The following is a 16,349-nucleotide window of genomic DNA, read 5'->3' as shown; positions in this document are numbered from 1 at the left end:
CCTCAGTCCTTCCGCGTCACGAAGACCGCCGTGCCCGGCAGGTAGTGTCCGCGTTCCGGGCCCCAGCCGCCCCAGACCTCGGTGTTCCAGGCGGGCCACTCCGGCTCGACCAGGTCGACGAGGCGCAGGCCGGCGCGGACGACGTCGCGCACGTGGTCACCCACCGTGCGGTGGTACTCGGCGTAGTCGACGCGGCCGGCCCCGTCCGTCTCGACGTACGGGCGGCGGTCGAAGTAGGAACGCGTCGCCGTGAGGCCCTGCACCGTCGGGTCGTCGGGGAACGCCCAGCGCAGCGGGTGCGTCACGGAGAAGACCCAGCGCCCGCCCGGTCGCAGGACACGGGCGGCCTCGGCGTGCACGCGGCAGGCGTCGGGCACGAACGGGATCGCCCCGAACGAGGTGAGGGCGACGTCGAAGGCCGCGTCCGGGAACGGCAGCGCCCGGGCGTCGGCCTGGACCAGGGGGACCTCGGGGTCGTCACCCCGGCCCGGTGCCCGGCCGCGGCCACCGTCGCCGAGCCTCGGGACGCCGCCCGCCCGCGTGCGCGACCTGCCCTCGTGCAGCATCTCCCACGAGACGTCCGTCGCCACGGCCCGGGCGCCGCGCCCGGCGAGCCAGCGGGAGCACTGCGCGCCGCCCGACCCGATCTCCAGGACGTCCCGGCCGGCGACGTCGCCGAGCAGACCGGCCTCGGACTCGGTGAGGCCCTCGGGTCCCCAGCGGAGCTCGTCCGCCAGGAAGGCGTCATGGTCGTCGAGGTACTCGCCCGCGTTCGCGTCCCACCAACCTCGCGAGGCGGCCCCGCCCTCGGAGTCGGGGACGTCGCGGAATCCGTGGTGGTGCACGGGGGTCATTCTGCCCCGCGGCCCGCCGCTCCGGCGGTTGGGCCCGCGGGGAGCGGGGGTTCCCATAGCACGACGCGACGAGTCACGAATCGATCACGATGTGGACAGCGGACACACGGCGAAACACTGGCGCAACTCGGAGGAACCTAGGCTCAGGCGCACACCACGCAGCGGCGTGCGCAACCTGCTCGCCGCGTCCGATGGAAGGAGACGCCATGCGTCTGGGTTCTATGCGCCGGCTGGGCGCGCCTGTCGCGCTCGCGGCAGCCGCCGCCGTCGCGCTGTCCGGTTGCGTCGCGAGCGAGCGGGGCGAAGAGGGTTCCGGTGACAGCGAGAAGGACACGTTCGTGTTCGGCGCGTCGGCCGAGCCGTCCTCGCTCGACCCCGCGTTCGCCAGCGACGGCGAGACGTTCCGGGTCGCACGCCAGATCTTCGAGGGCCTGGTCGGTGTCGAGCCCGGCACCGCCGAGCCGCAGCCGCTGCTCGCGGAGAGCTGGGACGTGAGCGACGACGGTCTGGAGTACACCTTCCACCTCGTCGAGGGGGTCACGTTCCACGACGGGACCGACTTCGACGCCGAGGCCGTGTGCGCGAACTTCGACCGCTGGCACGGCTGGACCGGCCTCGCCGCGAGCGAGAACCTGTCGTACTACTACAAGGCGGTGTTCGGCGGCACCGGCGAGGACAGCAAGTACGACGCGTGCGAGGCGAGCGACCCGGCCACGGCCGTCGTCACGCTCAACACGCCCGTCCCCGAGCTGATCGCCGCGCTGTCCCTCCCGTCGCTGTCGATGCAGTCGCCGACGGCGGTCGAGGAGTACGGCGCCGACGACGTCCAGGGCACCGAGGACGCGCCGCAGCTGACCGAGTACGGCAAGGAGCACCCGGTCGGCACCGGCCCGTACAAGTTCGTGGAGTGGAAGTCGGGCGAGAGCGTCACGCTCGAGGCCAACGAGGACTACCGCGACGAGATCGCGGACGTGAAGCGGATCATCTTCACCACGATCGCGGACGGCACCGCGCGCCGCCAGGCGCTCGAGGCCGGCGACATCGACGGGTACGACCTGGTCGCCCCGGCCGACATCGGCGCGCTCGGCGAGGCCGGCTTCACGCTGCTCGACCGTCCCGCGTTCAACATCCTGTACCTCGGCATGAACCAGCAGCAGAAGCCGCTGGACGACCCGAAGGTGCGCGAGGCGATCGCCCACGCGATCGACCGCGAGGGCATGACGGAGGCCACGCTGCCCGAGGGCACCGAGGTGGCGACGCAGTTCATCCCGTCCACGGTGATGGGCTACTCCGACGACGTGACCACCTACGACTACGACCCGGACCTCGCGAAGGACCTCCTCGCCGAGGCCGGCGCGGAGGACCTCGAGATCGAGTTCAACTACCCGACCGAGGTGTCGCGCCCGTACATGCCGGACCCCGCGGCGATCTTCGAGGCCATCTCCGCGGACCTCGAGGAGGTCGGCATCACCGTCACGGCGACGGCGGAGCCGTGGAGCCCCACGTACATCGACACGATCCAGGGCGGCAAGAAGCACGGGCTGCACCTGTTGGGCTGGACCGGTGACTACAACGACACCTACAACTTCATCGGGACGTTCTTCGGCTCGGAGTCCCTCGAGTGGGGCTTCGACGACCAGGAGGTGTTCGACGCGATCAGCGACGCGCGCAACGCGCCGCTGGAGGAGCAGGAGGACGCCTACAAGCAGGCGAACGAGGTCGTGATGGACGCGCTGCCGGGCCTGCCGATCGCGAGCCCGGTGCCCACGCTCGTCGTGGCCCCGGAGGTCGTCGGCTACCCGATCTCGCCGGTGCAGGACGAGGTGTACAACAGCATCACGTTCGAGTGAGCGTGACCTTGGCAGCCTCGCCGAGGCCGTAACATCGATGCCCGTGTCCGCGGCCGATCGCCGTCGGACACGGGCATCCATGTGCCACGGAACAAGACCGAAGGACCACTGACACATGCTCAGACTCGTCGGGCAGCGGCTGCTGCTCCTGATACCGCTCCTCCTGGGGCTCTCGGTGCTGCTGTTCGCCTGGGTGCGGGCACTGCCGGGCGGGCCTGTCACGGCCATGCTCGGCGAGCGCTACACCCCGGAGGCGGCGGCGCGGATCGAGGCCGAGATGGGGCTCGACCAGCCCTTGATCGTCCAGTACGGCAAGTACCTGCTGCGCCTGCTGCAGGGTGACTTCGGCACCTCGCTGCGCAGCGGCCGCCCGGTGCTGGAGGAGTTCCTCAACCGCTTTCCCGCCACCATCGAGCTGACGACGGTCGCGCTCGTCTTCGCGATCGGGGTCGGCATCCCGCTGGGCTACCTGGCGGCGCGCAAGGCCGGCTCGTTCGTCGACCACTCCGCCGTGGTCGTCTCGCTGATCGGCGTGACGGTGCCGGTGTTCTTCCTCGCCTTCATCCTCAAGTACCTCTTCGCCGTCGAGCTGGGGTGGTTCCCCACGAGCGGCCGGATGACCCCGACGATGGAGGCGACGCACCCCACGAACTTCTACGTCCTGGACGGGATCCTCACCGCCGAGTGGGACGCCGCCTGGGACGCGCTGGTGCACCTGATCCTGCCGGGTGTCGCGCTCGGCACGATCCCGCTGGCGATCATCGCGCGCATGACTCGCGCCGCGGTGTCCGAGGTGCAGAACGCGGACTACGTCCGCACGGCCCGGGCCAAGGGCATCAGGCCCTCGCGCCTGCGCGGGGAGCACATCCTGCGCAACGCGATGCTGCCGGTGCTGACCACCATCGGCCTCCAGGTCGGGCTGCTGCTGTCGGGTGCGGTGCTGACGGAGACCGTCTTCGCGTTCAGCGGCATCGGCAGCTTCCTGGCCGAGGCGGTGTTCAACGCCGACTACCCGGTGCTGCAGGGCTTCGTGCTGCTCATCGCCGTGACGTACGCCCTGGTGAACCTGGTGGTCGATGTGTCCTACGGACTGATCGACCCGCGTCTGAGGAGGCAGCAGTGAGTGCCAACGAGCTTCCCCCCACCTCCGGGGACGGCGCGGCGAGCGCGCCCCTGCACGAGCCGGAGTCCATCCACGGGGACGGCGGCACCGGCGGTGCCGACCACTCCGGCGAGGGCGTGTGGACGCGTGCGTGGCGCACGCTGCGCCGGAACCCGGTCGCGATCGCGGGCTTCGCCATCGTGGCGCTGTTCGTGCTCGTGGCGGTCTTCGCGCCGTTCCTCGCGCCGTACGGGCCCCACGAGCTGCCGGGGCGCACCGAGGTGCGCCCGACGCTCATCCCCGGCCCGTCCTCCGAGTACCTGCTCGGGCTCGACCGTTACGGCGGCGACGAGCTGTCCAAGCTGATCTGGGGTGCGCGGGCGTCGCTGCTGGTCGGCGTCGTCGCGACGCTCTTCGGCCTGACCGGCGGCATGCTGATCGGCCTGCTCGCCGGCTGGTTCGGCGGCTGGGTCGACTTCGCCGCGATGCGCCTCGTCGACCTCATGCTGTCCGTCCCGTCGCTGCTGCTCGCCGTGTCGATCGCCGCGATCGCGGGCCAGTCGCAGATGTCGGTGATCGTCGCCATCGGGGTGGTCCAGGTACCGATCTTCGCCCGGCTGCTGCGCGGCTCGATGCTCGCCCAGCGCGGGCAGGACTACGTGCTGGCGGCCTCCGCGCTCGGCCTGACCCGGCGGTCGGTGACGATGAGCCACGTGCTGCCGAACTCCGTCGGACCCGTCATCGTGCAGGCCACGCTGACGCTGGCGACGGCGGTCATCGAGGCCGCGGCGCTGTCCTTCCTGGGCCTCGGCGGCGGCGAGCCGTCGACGGCCGAGTGGGGCCGCATGCTGACGGCGGCCCAGCAGGAGCTCGCGGTCGCGCCGCGCCTGGCGATCCTGCCCGGCCTCTGCATCGCGATCACCGCCCTCGGCTTCACCCTCGTGGGCGAGAGCCTGCGCGAGGCCCTCGACCCGCGGAACAGGACCCGGCGATGAGCGACGAGAAGACCACGATGAGCACGAGCACCGGCAAGGACGTCACCGACCTCACGGACACCGGCACGACGGCCACGGGCCCGGCGGACCCCGCCCCGGACGACGTCGTGCTGCGCGTCGAGGACCTGGCCGTCGACTTCCGGACCGAGGGCGGCGCGGCGCGCGCCGTGCGTGGCGCGAACCTCACCATCCGGCGGGGCGAGACGGTCGCCGTCGTCGGAGAGTCCGGTTCCGGCAAGACGACGCTCGCGATGGCGGTCCTCGGGCTGCTCGCGAGCAACGGTTCGGTGGCCGAGGGGCACATCTGGTTCCGCGGCGAGGACCTCGGCCGGGTGAGCACCCAGCGCATGGCGCGCCTGCGGGGCACCGAGCTCGGGCTCGTCCCGCAGGACCCGATGACGAACCTCGACCCGGTGATGCGCATCGGGCGCCAGATCGACACGGGCCTGATCGACAACGGGCTGCGGACGCGCCGCGACGCGCGCGCCCGCACCGTCGAGCTGCTCGACGAGGTGGGGCTGCCCGACGCCGCACGCCGCGCCTCGCAGTACCCGCACGAGTTCTCGGGCGGCATGCGGCAGCGTGCGCTCATCGCGATGGGGCTGTCGGGCCGTCCTGCGCTGCTCGTCGCGGACGAGCCGACGTCGGCCCTCGACGTCACCGTGCAGCGGGGCATCCTCGACCAGCTGTCCGACCTCACCCACGAGCTCGGTACCGCCGTGCTGCTCATCACGCACGACCTCGGCCTGGCCGCCGAGCGCGCGGACAAGGTCGTGGTCATGTACCGCGGCGAGATCGTGGAGCAGGGGGCGGCGCGCGACGTCCTGATGAACCCGCGGCACGAGTACACCCGCCGGCTCATGGCGTCGGCGCCGTCGCTGGCCTCGCGGCGCATCGAGATGGCGCGCGAGCGCGGCCGGGACGACGTCCTGGAGGAGGCGCTGCTGGCGCACGAGGAAGGCTCCGTGGACGGAGCCGCGACCGGTGCGCAGGGGCCGCTCGTGAGCGTGCGCGGCGCCACGAAGGTGTTCCAGATCCGCGGTCAGGGCCTGCTGGGACGCAGCAAGGACTTCACCGCCGTGGACGGCGTGGACCTGGACGTCCCGCGGGGCTCGACCGTCGCCGTGGTGGGGGAGTCCGGCTCGGGCAAGTCCACCCTGGCGCGGATGATCCTCGACATCGAGACCCCGACGGCGGGCACGGTCGAGTTCGACGGGCGGCCCGCCGGAGGGCGGACGCAGGCGGAGCGGATCGCCTACCGGCGCCGCGTCCAGCCGGTGTTCCAGGACCCGTACTCGTCGCTCGACCCGATGTACTCCGTGTACCGGGCCATCGAGGAGCCGCTGCGGGCGCACGGTTTCGGCGACCAGGCAGCGCGCCGGGCGCGCGTCGAGGAGCTCGCCGAGCAGGTGGCCCTGGGCAAGGGGCTGCTGCGGCGGTTCCCGTCAGAGCTGTCGGGCGGCCAGCGCCAGCGCGTGGCCATCGCACGGGCCCTGGCGCTCAAGCCCGAGCTGGTGGTGTGCGACGAGGCGGTCTCCGCGCTCGACGTCGTCGTGCAGGCGCAGATCCTGCGGCTGCTCGCCGGGCTGCAGGAGGACCTGGGGCTGACCTACCTGTTCATCACGCACGACCTGGCCGTGGTGCGGCAGATCGCGGACCGCGTGCTCGTGATGGAGAGCGGGAGGCTGGTCGAGGAGGGCACCGTCGACGAGGTGTTCGACTCGCCGCGCACGGAGTACACCCGTACCCTGCTCGACGCGATCCCGGGCAAGGATCTGGAGCTCGCGCTCTGAGCGCCGGCCGCCACGCCGCCGCCGTGCCGTGGCGGCCGTCCTCGCGTTGACCTGCCCGGCGCGGCGCGACTAGGATGATCGGCGGTGCCGTGCGTCCACTCGTGAGCGCCGCCCACCACCATCTGACCCTGTCCGTACTACGCCATGTCCGCATCGGAGCATCGAACTCAATGACCATCTCCACCACGAAGTCCGCACCTCAGGTCGCCGTCAACGACATCGGCACCGAGGAGGACTTCCTCGCTGCCATCGACGCCACCATCAAGTACTTCAACGATGGTGACATCGTCGAAGGCACGATCGTCAAGGTGGACCGTGACGAGGTCCTCCTCGACATCGGTTACAAGACCGAGGGTGTCATCCCGTCCCGGGAGCTCTCGATCAAGCACGACGTCGATCCCGGCGAGGTCGTCGCCGTGGGTGACGACGTCGAGGCCCTCGTCCTCCAGAAGGAGGACAAGGAAGGCCGCCTGATCCTGTCCAAGAAGCGCGCCCAGTACGAGCGCGCCTGGGGCACGATCGAGAAGATCAAGGAGGAGGACGGCGTCGTCACCGGCACCGTCATCGAGGTCGTCAAGGGCGGCCTCATCCTCGACATCGGCCTCCGCGGCTTCCTGCCGGCCTCCCTCGTGGAGATGCGTCGTGTCCGCGACCTCCAGCCGTACGTCGGCAAGGAGATCGAGGCCAAGATCATCGAGCTCGACAAGAACCGCAACAACGTGGTCCTGTCGCGCCGTGCCTGGCTCGAGCAGACCCAGTCCGAGGTGCGCTCCACCTTCCTGCAGACCCTGCAGAAGGGCCAGGTCCGCCCCGGTACGGTCTCCTCGATCGTCAACTTCGGTGCCTTCGTCGACCTGGGCGGCGTGGACGGCCTCGTGCACGTCTCCGAGCTCTCCTGGAAGCACATCGACCACCCGTCCGAGGTCGTCGAGGTCGGCCAGGAGGTCACGGTCGAGGTGCTCGACGTCGACTTCGACCGCGAGCGTGTCTCCCTGTCGCTGAAGGCGACGCAGGAGGACCCGTGGCAGACCTTCGCGCGCACCCACGCCATCGGCCAGGTCGTGCCCGGCAAGGTCACCAAGATCGTCCCGTTCGGTGCGTTCGTGCGCGTCGAGGACGGCATCGAGGGCCTCGTGCACATCTCCGAGCTGGCCGTGCGCCACGTGGAGCTCGCCGAGCAGGTCGTGTCGGTCGGTGCCGAGGTGTTCGTCAAGGTCATCGACATCGACCTGGAGCGCCGCCGCATCTCGCTGTCGCTCAAGCAGGCCAACGAGGGCGTGGACCCGGAGTCCGAGGACTTCGACCCCGCGCTCTACGGCATGGCCGCCGAGTACGACGACCAGGGGAACTACAAGTACCCCGAGGGCTTCGACCCGGAGACCAACGAGTGGCTCGAGGGCTTCGAGACGCAGCGCGAGGCCTGGGAGGCGGAGTACGCCAAGGCGCACGCCCGCTGGGAGTCGCACCGCAAGCAGGTCGCCGAGGCGCTCTCCGCGGACAACGACACCCCGGCCGAGGCCCCGGTCGCCGCGGCGTCGTCCTCCTCGTCGGCTCCGGCGGCGTCGTCCTCCTACTCCTCGGCCCCGGTCGAGGAAGAGGGTGCCGGCACGCTGGCTTCGGACGAGGCGCTCGCCGCGCTCCGCGAGAAGCTGACCGGCAACTGATCCGGTAGCGAGAGGGCCCGGGCGCACGGCGCCCGGGCCTTTTCGCGTCCCCGGGCACGCTGGGGGAGGCGCGGCCCCCGGGTCGTGAGGCAGGATAGGGGCATGTTCCGTATCGGCCTCACCGGTGGCATCGCCGCAGGCAAGTCCGTTGCCGCACGTCGTCTCGCCGAGCGCGGCGCCGTCCTGGTCGACCACGACCGGCTCGCGCGCACCGCCGTGGCCCCCGGGTCCGTCGGGCTCGAGGAGATCGCGGAGGCGTTCGGCCCGGAGGTGATCGGCGCCGACGGCGGCCTGGACCGCGGCGTGCTCGGCGGCATCGTCTTCGCCGACGACGACGCCCGGGAGCGGCTGAACGCGATCGTGCACCCCGAGGTGCGCCGCCTGTCGGCAGAGCACGAGGCGGAGGCCGCGGCGCGGGACGCCCGGGCCGTCGTCGTGCACGACATCCCGCTGCTGGTCGAGACCGGCCAGGCCGGGGCCTTCCACCTCGTGGTCGTGGTGCACGCGCCCGCGGAGCAGCGTCTGGCGCGGCTCGTGGACGGGCGGGGCATGGACGCCACGGAGGCGCGCGGGCGGATCGGTGCGCAGTCGAGCGACGAGGACCGGCTCGCCGTGGCCGACGTCGTGCTCGACGGCACCGGGACCGAGGAGAACCTGCACGCCCAGGTCGACGAGCTGTGGGAGCGGGCGCAGCGGGAGGTCGCGCAGGAGGCGGACGCGGAGGCCGACGACGTCGCCCTGCACGACAGCCGGCCGGCGGGCGCATGAGGGCGCTCGTCACGGCGTTCGAGCCGTTCGGGGGCGACCGGGTCAACGCGTCGGCCGAGGCGGTCGCCCGGCTCGCCGAGACCTGGGACGCCGCGGCCGACGGCGCGGCGCTCGACACCCTGCTCCTGCCGGTCACGTTCGGCGGCGCGTTCGCACCTGTGCGGGCGGCCGTGCGGGCGGCGGAGGCGCAGGGCGCGCCGTACGACGTCGTCCTCGGCGTCGGGCTGGCCGCGCAGACCGACCGCGTGCGGCTGGAGCGCGTGGCGATCAACGTGGCCGACGCGCGCATCGCCGACAACGCCGGTTACGCCCCGGCGGACGAGCCGCTGTCCGGTGCCGGGCCCGACGCCCACTTCACCGGGCTGCCCGTGAAGGGCGCGCTCGCCGCGCTGCGCGCTGCCGGGATCCCGGCCGTCGTCTCCAACACCGCCGGGACGTTCGTGTGCAACGCCCTCTTCTACGCGCTGCGCGAGGCGTCCGCCGCCGACGACGTCACGGGGTTCGTGCACGTCCCCCGCACGGCGGAGGAGGAGGCCGACGGCGACCCCGGGCTCCCGCTGGAGGTGCTGTCCGAGGCGCTGCGGATCGTCCTGGCGACGTCCCTGGCGGTGCGCCGCGGCGAGGTCCCGGAACCGGCGCTGGCGGCCGGCGCGGACAGCTGACCCGCGGGAGCGTCCCGCCACGAGGCGGAGCAGGGCGGTGCGGGAGAACACTGTCAGACAGTCCGGCTACCTTGGGAACATGCGCCCCGTCACCGATCTGCAGCGGACCGTCGCCCCCATCGAGGTGGTCTCCGAGTACCAGCCCGCCGGAGACCAGCCCACCGCCATCGCCGAGCTCACCGAGCGCGTCCAGGCGGGGGAGAAGGACGTCGTGCTGCTCGGCGCGACCGGAACGGGCAAGAGCGCCACGACGGCGTGGCTCATCGAGAAGCTGCAGCGGCCCACGCTCATCATGGCGCCGAACAAGACGCTGGCCGCGCAGCTCACGAGCGAGTTCCGCGAGCTGCTGCCGAACAACGCGGTGGAGTACTTCGTCTCGTACTACGACTACTACCAGCCCGAGGCGTACATCGCGCAGTCGGACACCTACATCGAGAAGGACTCGTCGATCAACGACGAGGTGGAGCGGCTGCGGCACAGCGCGACGTCGTCGCTGCTGACGCGCCGGGACGTGGTCGTGGTGGCATCGGTGTCCTGCATCTACGGCCTGGGCACGCCGCAGGAGTACGTGGACCGGATGGTCCGGCTCGACGTCGGCGACGTCGTGGACCGCGACGAGCTGCTGCGCAGGTTCGTGACCATGCAGTACACCCGCAACGACACGGCGTTCACCCGCGGCACGTTCCGTGTGCGCGGCGACACGGTGGAGATCATCCCGGTGTACGAGGAGCTGGCCGTGCGCATCGAGATGTTCGGCGACGAGATCGAGTCGATCCAGACCCTGCACCCGCTCACGGGTGACGTCGTGCACACCGAGCAGAGCGTGTACCTGTTCCCGGCGACCCACTACGTGGCCGGCCCCGAGCGGATGGAGCGCGCGATCACCGGGATCGAGGCGGAGCTGGCCGGCCGGCTCGCGGAGCTCGAGGGGCAGAACAAGCTGCTGGAGGCGCAGCGGCTGCGCATGCGCACCACGTACGACATCGAGATGATGCGCCAGATCGGCACGTGCAGCGGTATCGAGAACTACTCGATGCACATCGACGGGCGCGAGCCCGGCACCGCGCCGAACACCCTGCTCGACTACTTCCCCGAGGACTTCCTGCTCGTCATCGACGAGTCGCACCAGACGGTGCCGCAGATCGGCTCGATGTTCGAGGGCGACATGTCGCGCAAGCGGTCCCTGGTGGACCACGGCTTCCGCCTGCCCAGCGCCATGGACAACCGGCCGCTGCGGTGGGAGGAGTTCACCGAGCGCATCGGGCAGACGGTGTACCTGTCGGCGACCCCCGGCGACTACGAGCAGTCACTGTCCGACGGCGTGGTCGAGCAGGTCATCCGCCCCACGGGCCTCGTGGACCCACAGGTGGTCGTGAAGCCCACCACGGGCCAGATCGACGACCTGCTCGGGGAGATCCGGGACCGCGTCGACAAGGACGAGCGCGTGCTGGTCACCACCCTGACCAAGAAGATGGCGGAGGACCTCACCGACTACTTCCTGGAGCGCGGCGTCCGCGTGCAGTACCTGCACTCCGAGGTGGACACGCTGCGCCGCGTCGAGCTGCTGCGCGAGCTGCGCATGGGTGCGTTCGACGTGCTGGTCGGCATCAACCTGCTGCGGGAGGGTCTCGACCTGCCGGAGGTGTCCCTGGTCGCCATCCTCGACGCCGACAAGGAGGGCTTCCTGCGCTCCGGCCGCTCCCTCATCCAGACGATCGGCCGCGCGGCCCGCAACGTGTCGGGCCAGGTGCACATGTACGCCGACAAGATCACCCCGGCCATGCGGCAGGCGCTGGACGAGACGGACCGCCGCCGGGAGAAGCAGATCGCCTACAACGAGGCGAACGGCGTGGACCCTACGCCGCTGCGCAAGAAGATCGCCGACGTCACCGACATGCTCGCCCGCGAGGACATCGATACGCAGGAGCTGCTCGCGGGCGGCTTCCGCAAGGCGCCCGGCGACGGTGCGCGAGGCAGGGCGCCGGTCCCCGGCAGCCCGAAGGAGGGCGCCACCACCGGCAGCCGGCTCTCCGGCGCGGCGGCGAGCGAGCTGGCCGAGCTCATCCAGGAGCTCACCGACCAGATGCACGGGGCGGCCGCGGAGCTGCACTTCGAGGTCGCCGCGCGCCTGCGGGACGAGATCGGCGGCCTGAAGAAGGAGCTGCGGCAGATGCAGGCGGCCACGGCCTGAGCGCGCTGCGTCGCGCAGGGAGAGGCGGCTCACGCTTCCTGCGAACGTTCTGGTCGCGTATGCTTTCCAGCAGGAGGGGAGTATCCCGGCACGGTGCGTTTCGTCAGTACGGGTGACAACGATGTTGCCCCGGGCGCACTGGCTCGTCGGACAGGTTCCTGTCGAGAGGCGGGGCTGGTCCGGAGGGTTGGGAGAGACCTCCGGTGTTCAAACGTGTCCACCGGAGGGTTTTTCTCATGAATGTGCCGATCTGGGCCTGGGGCCTGACCGTCCTCGCGATCCTCGTGATGATCGCCATCGACTACGTCGGCCACGTGCGCACGCCGCACGCCCCGTCCGTCGCGGAGGCCGGCCGCTGGTCCCTCGTCTACGTCCTGATCGCGGTCGCGTTCGGCGGGATCGTGTGGTGGGCGTGGGGGGCGCAGTACGGCGGGGAGTACTTCGCCGGCTGGGTGACCGAGAAGTCGCTGAGCGTGGACAACCTCTTCGTGTTCGTGCTCATCCTCGCCAGCTTCAAGGTGCCTCGCGAGTACCAGCAGAAGGTGCTGCTGATCGGCATCACGATCGCGCTCGTGATGCGCACCGTGTTCATCCTGCTCGGTGCGACGCTGGTGGCCCACTTCAGCTGGGTGTTCTACCTGTTCGGCATCTTCCTGCTCTGGACGGCGTGGACCCAGGCCAAGGGCGACGACGGCGACGACGAGTACCACGAGAACGCCGTGCTGCGCCTGGTGCGCCGCGTCTTCCCGGTCACCGAGTCGTACGTCGCGGACCGGGTGACCGCCAAGGTCGACGGCCGCCGGATGATCACGCCGATGCTCATTGTCATGATCGCGATCGGCTCGGCGGACCTGCTGTTCGCCGTCGACTCCATCCCGGCGATCTTCGGCCTGACCCAGGAGGCCTACCTGGTCTTCACGGCCAACGCCTTCGCGCTGCTCGGGCTGCGCCAGCTCTACTTCCTCATCGACGGCCTGCTGGAGCGTCTGGTCTACCTGAACTACGGCCTCGCGGTCATCCTGGGCTTCATCGGCGTCAAGCTCGTCAACCACGCCCTGCACCTCAACGAGGTGCCGTTCATCAACGGCGGCCAGGAGGTCGACCTGGTCCCCGAGATCACGACGTCGGTCTCGCTGATGGTCATCCTGGTCGTCCTGACGGTCACCACCGTCGCCTCCCTGATCAAGGACCGCAGCAACCGCCGCGCGGAGGAGGCCGCGGCCCTCGAGCAGAGCCGCGAGAGCTGACCTGCGGCTGATCGCCCGCAGGTCAGCGGGTCACCAGCCCCTGGCCCGCCAGGACTCCAGGCTGGGGCGCTCGGCGCCCAGCGTGGTGTCCACGCCGTGGCCCGGGTAGACCCACGTGTCGTCGCGGAAGCGGTCGAAGATCCGCGTGGTGACGTCGCTCAGGAGCGTCTCGAAGCGGTGCGGGTCGCCGCCCGTGTTGCCCAGGCCGCCCGGGAACAGCGAGTCGCCGGTGAACAGGTGGGTGCGTCCGGCGACGGCTCCGGCGGCGGACACGTCGCCGGGCTCGGTGTACGCCAGCGCGATCGATCCCGGGGTGTGCCCGCGCAGGTGGATCACCTCCATCGTGACCTGGCCGAACGCGACGGTGTCGCCGTCGGACACGGGGACCAGGACCGGTGTCCCGGAGGCGTGGGCGACGGCGTCCGCGTCGTCGGCCCCGGCCACGGTCCGCGCGCCCGTGATGGCGACGACGTCGGCCAGTGCGCCGAGGTGGTCGGCGTGCCGGTGGGTGGTGACGACGACGTCGAGCGGCGGTCCCGCGTCCAGGGGGCCGCTGCCCGGCCCGTCGCCCTCGGACATGTCGATCAGGTCCATGAGGGACTGGGGGTCGGCGGCCGCGTCGACGAGCAGCTGGATGCCGGTGGCGTGGCAGGTCAGGAGATAGGCGTTGTTGTCCATGGGTCCCACGGACATCTTGTGGATCGCGACGTCGTCGAGCAGGCGGACGTCGGGGTCGCAGCCCGTGACAACATCACCGGTGTAGGGCGCCATGGAGGGAGTGTGCCAGGGGTACGGTCCTCTGCGCACCTATTGGTAGTGGTGTGTCAGCCGTCCGCGGCCCCGGCGTCCTCAGGTCCGGGCGTCAGAGCGCGAAGCGTTCCACGTCCCGCATCTTGTTCGTCGCGTCGAGCGCCGCCACCTTGTACGCCTCGGACAGCGTCGGGTAGTTGAACACCGAGTCCACCAGGTGGTCCACGGTGCCGCCCGCGGTCATCACGGCCTGCCCGATGTGCACGAGCTCGGTCGCGCCGGTGCCGAACAGGTGGACGCCGCGCACCCGCCGGTCCTCGGTGGAGACCAGCAGCTTGAGCATCCCGTACGAGTCGCCCACGATCTGGCCGCGCGCCAGCTCGCGGTAGCGGGCCAGCCCCACCTCGTAGGGCACGCCGGCGCGGGTGAGCTCGGCCTCCGTGTCGCCGCAGTAGGAGATCTCCGGGATGGTGTAGATCCCGATGGGCTGCAGGTCCAGCACGGAGCTGACCGGCTCGTCGAACGCGTGGTAGGCGGCCAGCCGGCCCTGCTCCTGCGACGTCGCGGCCAGGGCGGGGAACCCGATGACGTCGCCGACGGCGAAGATGTGCTCGACGTCCGTGCGGAACTGCTTGTCGACCTTCAGGCGCCCGCGCGCGTCGGCCTCCAGCCCGGCCGCCTCGAGCCGCAGGCCGTCCGTCTCGCCCTGGCGTCCGGCGGAGTACAGGACGGTGTCCGCCGGGATCCGTTTGCCGGACTCGAGGGTGGTGACGGTCCCGTCGCCCGTCGCGGACACCGACGCCACCTTCTCGCCGAGCCGGAACGTGACCGACAGGTCGCGCAGGTGGAACTTCAGCGCCTCGATCACCTCGCCGTCGCAGAAGTCGAGCATCTTCTCCCGGGACTCGACGACGGTGACGCGCGTGCCGAGCGCCGCGAAGATCGACGCGTACTCGATGCCGATCACGCCGGCCCCGACCACCACCATCGTGCGGGGCACCTCACGCACGTCGAGGATGCCGTCGGAGTCGACGATGCGCTCGTGGTCGAACTCGACGTTGGCCGGCCGCGCGGGCCGCGTGCCCACGGCGATGACGACCTTCTCGCCCGTGAGGCGCGCGACGACCTCGTTCTCCTCGTCGGTCACCTCGACCTCGTGCGGCCCGGCGAAGTGCGCGCTGCCGGTGACGGTCTCGATGCGGTTGCGCGCGAGCTGGTGGCGCACCACCTCGGTCTCGCGGCCGATGACGTGCTGCAGCCGCGCCAGCAGGTCCTGGACGGTGATGTGCTCCTTGAGCCGGTAGCTCGACCCGTACATGTCGCGCATGGTCAGGCCGGTGAGGTAGAGCGTGGCCTCGCGCAGGGTCTTCGAGGGGATGGTGCCGGTCTTCAGGCAGACGCCGCCGACCATGTGGGGCCGCTCGACGACGACCACGCGCTTGCCGAGCTTGGCCGCGCCGATGGCCGCCTTCTGCCCTCCCGGGCCGGAACCGATGACGACGAGATCGTACTGGTTCGTCTCCATGCCCCGAGTGTGCCGGGCGGAGGCCCTGCTGGCGACCCCTTCGCCGGGAAATGTCGTCCGGAGCCCGCGTGTCCGGCCGCGCGTCCCGCCGCGGGACCCCCGCTGCACCCCGGAATCCCGCGGATCTTGCAAAACCGGGCGAACCACGACATCCTGCGACCGGCCGGACTTCCTCCGGCCAAGCACTCATCCGCAACGACGAAAGGCACTCCTCCGTGAGCCTGAACCTGGACAAGCTCGTCGACAAGGGCTACCGCGGCCAGAGCATCAACGAGATCCTCGCCGCCCCTCCGTCGGCGCTGCTCGGGCTGAGCCCCAAGCACGACGAGGCCCTCGCCGCGCTCAAGATCAAGAGTGTCGGCGACCTGGGCAAGTGGCAGCACGCCGTGCACGCCCAGGCGCTCGTGACGCTGGCGGACGCCGAGGTCGACGAGACCTCCACCGACGCGTGAGCCACCCGCTCACCCCTCCGGGCCGCGCCGCGGCGTAGGCCCGGACGACCGCGGCGTCCCTTCCCGGGGAGAACCGGGAGCGGGCGCCGCGGTCTTTCCGTGCTCGGGGCGGGCGCGGCAGAGCGCCGTCGTCCGCCGTGAGCGGTCGGACGAGGCAGAATGGCGGTCATGACGACCTACGCCGTGACCTACGAGTACGCCGACGACGCCGCCGGGCTCGACGAGCACCGCGCCGCCCACCGCGCCTTCCTGCACGGTCTCAACGACGCCGGGGTGGTGCACGCCTCGGGTCCGCAGCCCCCGGTGGTGGCTGCGGACGGGACGACGACGGCCGCGGGCGCGCTCCTCGCCATGGAGTCCGACTCCCCGCAGGCCCTGCTGGAGACGCTCGACGAGGACCCGTTCTGGGTGCAGGGCCTGATCACGGCACGTACGGTGCGCGAGTGGACCGTGGTGGTCGGTGGCTTCGCGCGATGACCGCGAACGATCTCTCGCA

Annotated in this window: 14 protein-coding genes; 11 read left to right on the top strand and 3 right to left on the bottom strand. The window is 71.2% G+C overall.

Annotation, left to right across the window (positions count from 1 at the left end):
* Positions 1–2 precede the first annotated feature (2 nt).
* A complete protein-coding gene (locus ACYU96_RS11855; protein ID WP_460753395.1) occupies positions 3–854 on the bottom strand; it encodes a class I SAM-dependent methyltransferase in 852 nt (283 codons plus the stop codon).
* Positions 855–1,060: 206 nt separating this feature from the next.
* On the opposite strand from ACYU96_RS11855, the gene ACYU96_RS11850 reads away from it, so the two are divergent.
* The 9 genes from ACYU96_RS11850 (at position 1,061) to ACYU96_RS11810 (ending at position 13,126) form a co-directional block, all read left to right on the top strand.
* Entirely contained in the window at positions 1,061–2,704 is a 1,644-nt protein-coding gene (locus ACYU96_RS11850) for an ABC transporter substrate-binding protein (RefSeq protein WP_460753392.1), read from the top strand.
* 115 nt (positions 2,705–2,819) lie between these two features.
* Positions 2,820–3,827, top strand: a complete 1,008-nt coding sequence (locus tag ACYU96_RS11845; RefSeq protein WP_460753390.1) for an ABC transporter permease — start codon at positions 2,820–2,822, stop codon at positions 3,825–3,827.
* A gap of 68 nt (positions 3,828–3,895) precedes the next feature.
* Complete coding sequence (locus ACYU96_RS11840; RefSeq protein WP_460754596.1) at positions 3,896–4,801, top strand: ABC transporter permease; 906 nt, start codon at positions 3,896–3,898, stop codon at positions 4,799–4,801.
* Between the two features lie 17 nt (positions 4,802–4,818).
* Positions 4,819–6,594 (top strand): dipeptide ABC transporter ATP-binding protein, encoded by a 1,776-nt coding sequence (locus tag ACYU96_RS11835; RefSeq protein ID WP_460754593.1) that lies wholly within the window; start codon positions 4,819–4,821, stop codon positions 6,592–6,594.
* Positions 6,595–6,764: 170 nt separating this feature from the next.
* Positions 6,765–8,258 carry a 30S ribosomal protein S1 gene (rpsA, locus tag ACYU96_RS11830; RefSeq protein WP_460753387.1) on the top strand — a complete coding sequence of 498 codons (1,494 nt, stop codon included), beginning with the start codon at positions 6,765–6,767 and terminating at the stop codon, positions 8,256–8,258.
* A gap of 102 nt (positions 8,259–8,360) precedes the next feature.
* Positions 8,361–9,026, top strand: coding sequence for a dephospho-CoA kinase (coaE, locus tag ACYU96_RS11825; protein ID WP_460753384.1), 666 nt, complete (start codon positions 8,361–8,363; stop codon positions 9,024–9,026).
* On the top strand, positions 9,023–9,688 hold the full coding sequence (locus ACYU96_RS11820; protein WP_460753381.1) for a pyroglutamyl-peptidase I: 666 nt from the start codon (positions 9,023–9,025) through the stop codon (positions 9,686–9,688). The genes coaE and ACYU96_RS11820 overlap by 4 nt, the downstream gene beginning before the upstream one ends.
* 79 nt (positions 9,689–9,767) lie before the next feature.
* Complete coding sequence (gene uvrB / locus ACYU96_RS11815) at positions 9,768–11,879, top strand: excinuclease ABC subunit UvrB (RefSeq protein WP_460753379.1); 2,112 nt, start codon at positions 9,768–9,770, stop codon at positions 11,877–11,879.
* Positions 11,880–12,115: 236 nt separating this feature from the next.
* Positions 12,116–13,126 (top strand): TerC family protein, encoded by a 1,011-nt coding sequence (locus ACYU96_RS11810; RefSeq protein WP_460753376.1) that lies wholly within the window; start codon positions 12,116–12,118, stop codon positions 13,124–13,126.
* 30 nt (positions 13,127–13,156) lie between these two features.
* Here the strand turns inward: ACYU96_RS11810 and ACYU96_RS11805 are convergent, their stop codons facing one another.
* Both ACYU96_RS11805 and sthA read right to left on the bottom strand, forming a co-directional pair.
* On the bottom strand, positions 13,157–13,897 hold the full coding sequence (locus ACYU96_RS11805; protein ID WP_460753374.1) for an MBL fold metallo-hydrolase: 741 nt from the start codon (positions 13,895–13,897) through the stop codon (positions 13,157–13,159).
* A 91-nt stretch (positions 13,898–13,988) separates the two neighbouring features.
* A complete protein-coding gene (gene sthA, locus ACYU96_RS11800; protein WP_460753371.1) occupies positions 13,989–15,401 on the bottom strand; it encodes a Si-specific NAD(P)(+) transhydrogenase in 1,413 nt (470 codons plus the stop codon).
* 215 nt (positions 15,402–15,616) lie between these two features.
* Here sthA and ACYU96_RS11795 point away from each other — a divergent pair, with 215 nt between their 5' ends.
* Both ACYU96_RS11795 and ACYU96_RS11790 read left to right on the top strand, forming a co-directional pair.
* Entirely contained in the window at positions 15,617–15,853 is a 237-nt protein-coding gene (locus tag ACYU96_RS11795; RefSeq protein WP_460753368.1) for a hypothetical protein, read from the top strand.
* A gap of 168 nt (positions 15,854–16,021) precedes the next feature.
* Positions 16,022–16,330, top strand: a complete 309-nt coding sequence (locus ACYU96_RS11790) for a YciI family protein (protein ID WP_460753366.1) — start codon at positions 16,022–16,024, stop codon at positions 16,328–16,330.
* The last annotated feature ends 19 nt before the right edge of the window (positions 16,331–16,349 follow it).

It is taken from the genome of Myceligenerans cantabricum, assembly GCF_054777735.1.
The sequence above is the reverse complement of the archived record's forward strand: the minus strand, read 5'-3'. Positions and strand labels throughout refer to the sequence as shown.

Excerpts from the sequence above, each read along its gene's own strand:
- ACYU96_RS11855 (WP_460753395.1), bottom strand. The coding sequence starts at position 854 with ATGACCCCCGTGCACCACCACGGATTCCGCGACGTCCCCGACTCCGAG.
- uvrB (WP_460753379.1), top strand. The coding sequence starts at position 9,768 with ATGCGCCCCGTCACCGATCTGCAGCGGACCGTCGCCCCCATCGAGGTG.
- coaE (WP_460753384.1), top strand. The coding sequence starts at position 8,361 with ATGTTCCGTATCGGCCTCACCGGTGGCATCGCCGCAGGCAAGTCCGTT.
- ACYU96_RS11820 (WP_460753381.1), top strand. The coding sequence starts at position 9,023 with ATGAGGGCGCTCGTCACGGCGTTCGAGCCGTTCGGGGGCGACCGGGTC.
- ACYU96_RS11850 (WP_460753392.1), top strand. The coding sequence starts at position 1,061 with ATGCGTCTGGGTTCTATGCGCCGGCTGGGCGCGCCTGTCGCGCTCGCG.
- ACYU96_RS11810 (WP_460753376.1), top strand. The coding sequence starts at position 12,116 with ATGAATGTGCCGATCTGGGCCTGGGGCCTGACCGTCCTCGCGATCCTC.
- ACYU96_RS11790 (WP_460753366.1), top strand. The coding sequence starts at position 16,022 with ATGACGACCTACGCCGTGACCTACGAGTACGCCGACGACGCCGCCGGG.
- ACYU96_RS11805 (WP_460753374.1), bottom strand. The coding sequence starts at position 13,897 with ATGGCGCCCTACACCGGTGATGTTGTCACGGGCTGCGACCCCGACGTC.
- ACYU96_RS11835 (WP_460754593.1), top strand. The coding sequence starts at position 4,819 with ATGAGCACGAGCACCGGCAAGGACGTCACCGACCTCACGGACACCGGC.
- ACYU96_RS11845 (WP_460753390.1), top strand. The coding sequence starts at position 2,820 with ATGCTCAGACTCGTCGGGCAGCGGCTGCTGCTCCTGATACCGCTCCTC.
- sthA (WP_460753371.1), bottom strand. The coding sequence starts at position 15,401 with ATGGAGACGAACCAGTACGATCTCGTCGTCATCGGTTCCGGCCCGGGA.
- rpsA (WP_460753387.1), top strand. The coding sequence starts at position 6,765 with ATGACCATCTCCACCACGAAGTCCGCACCTCAGGTCGCCGTCAACGAC.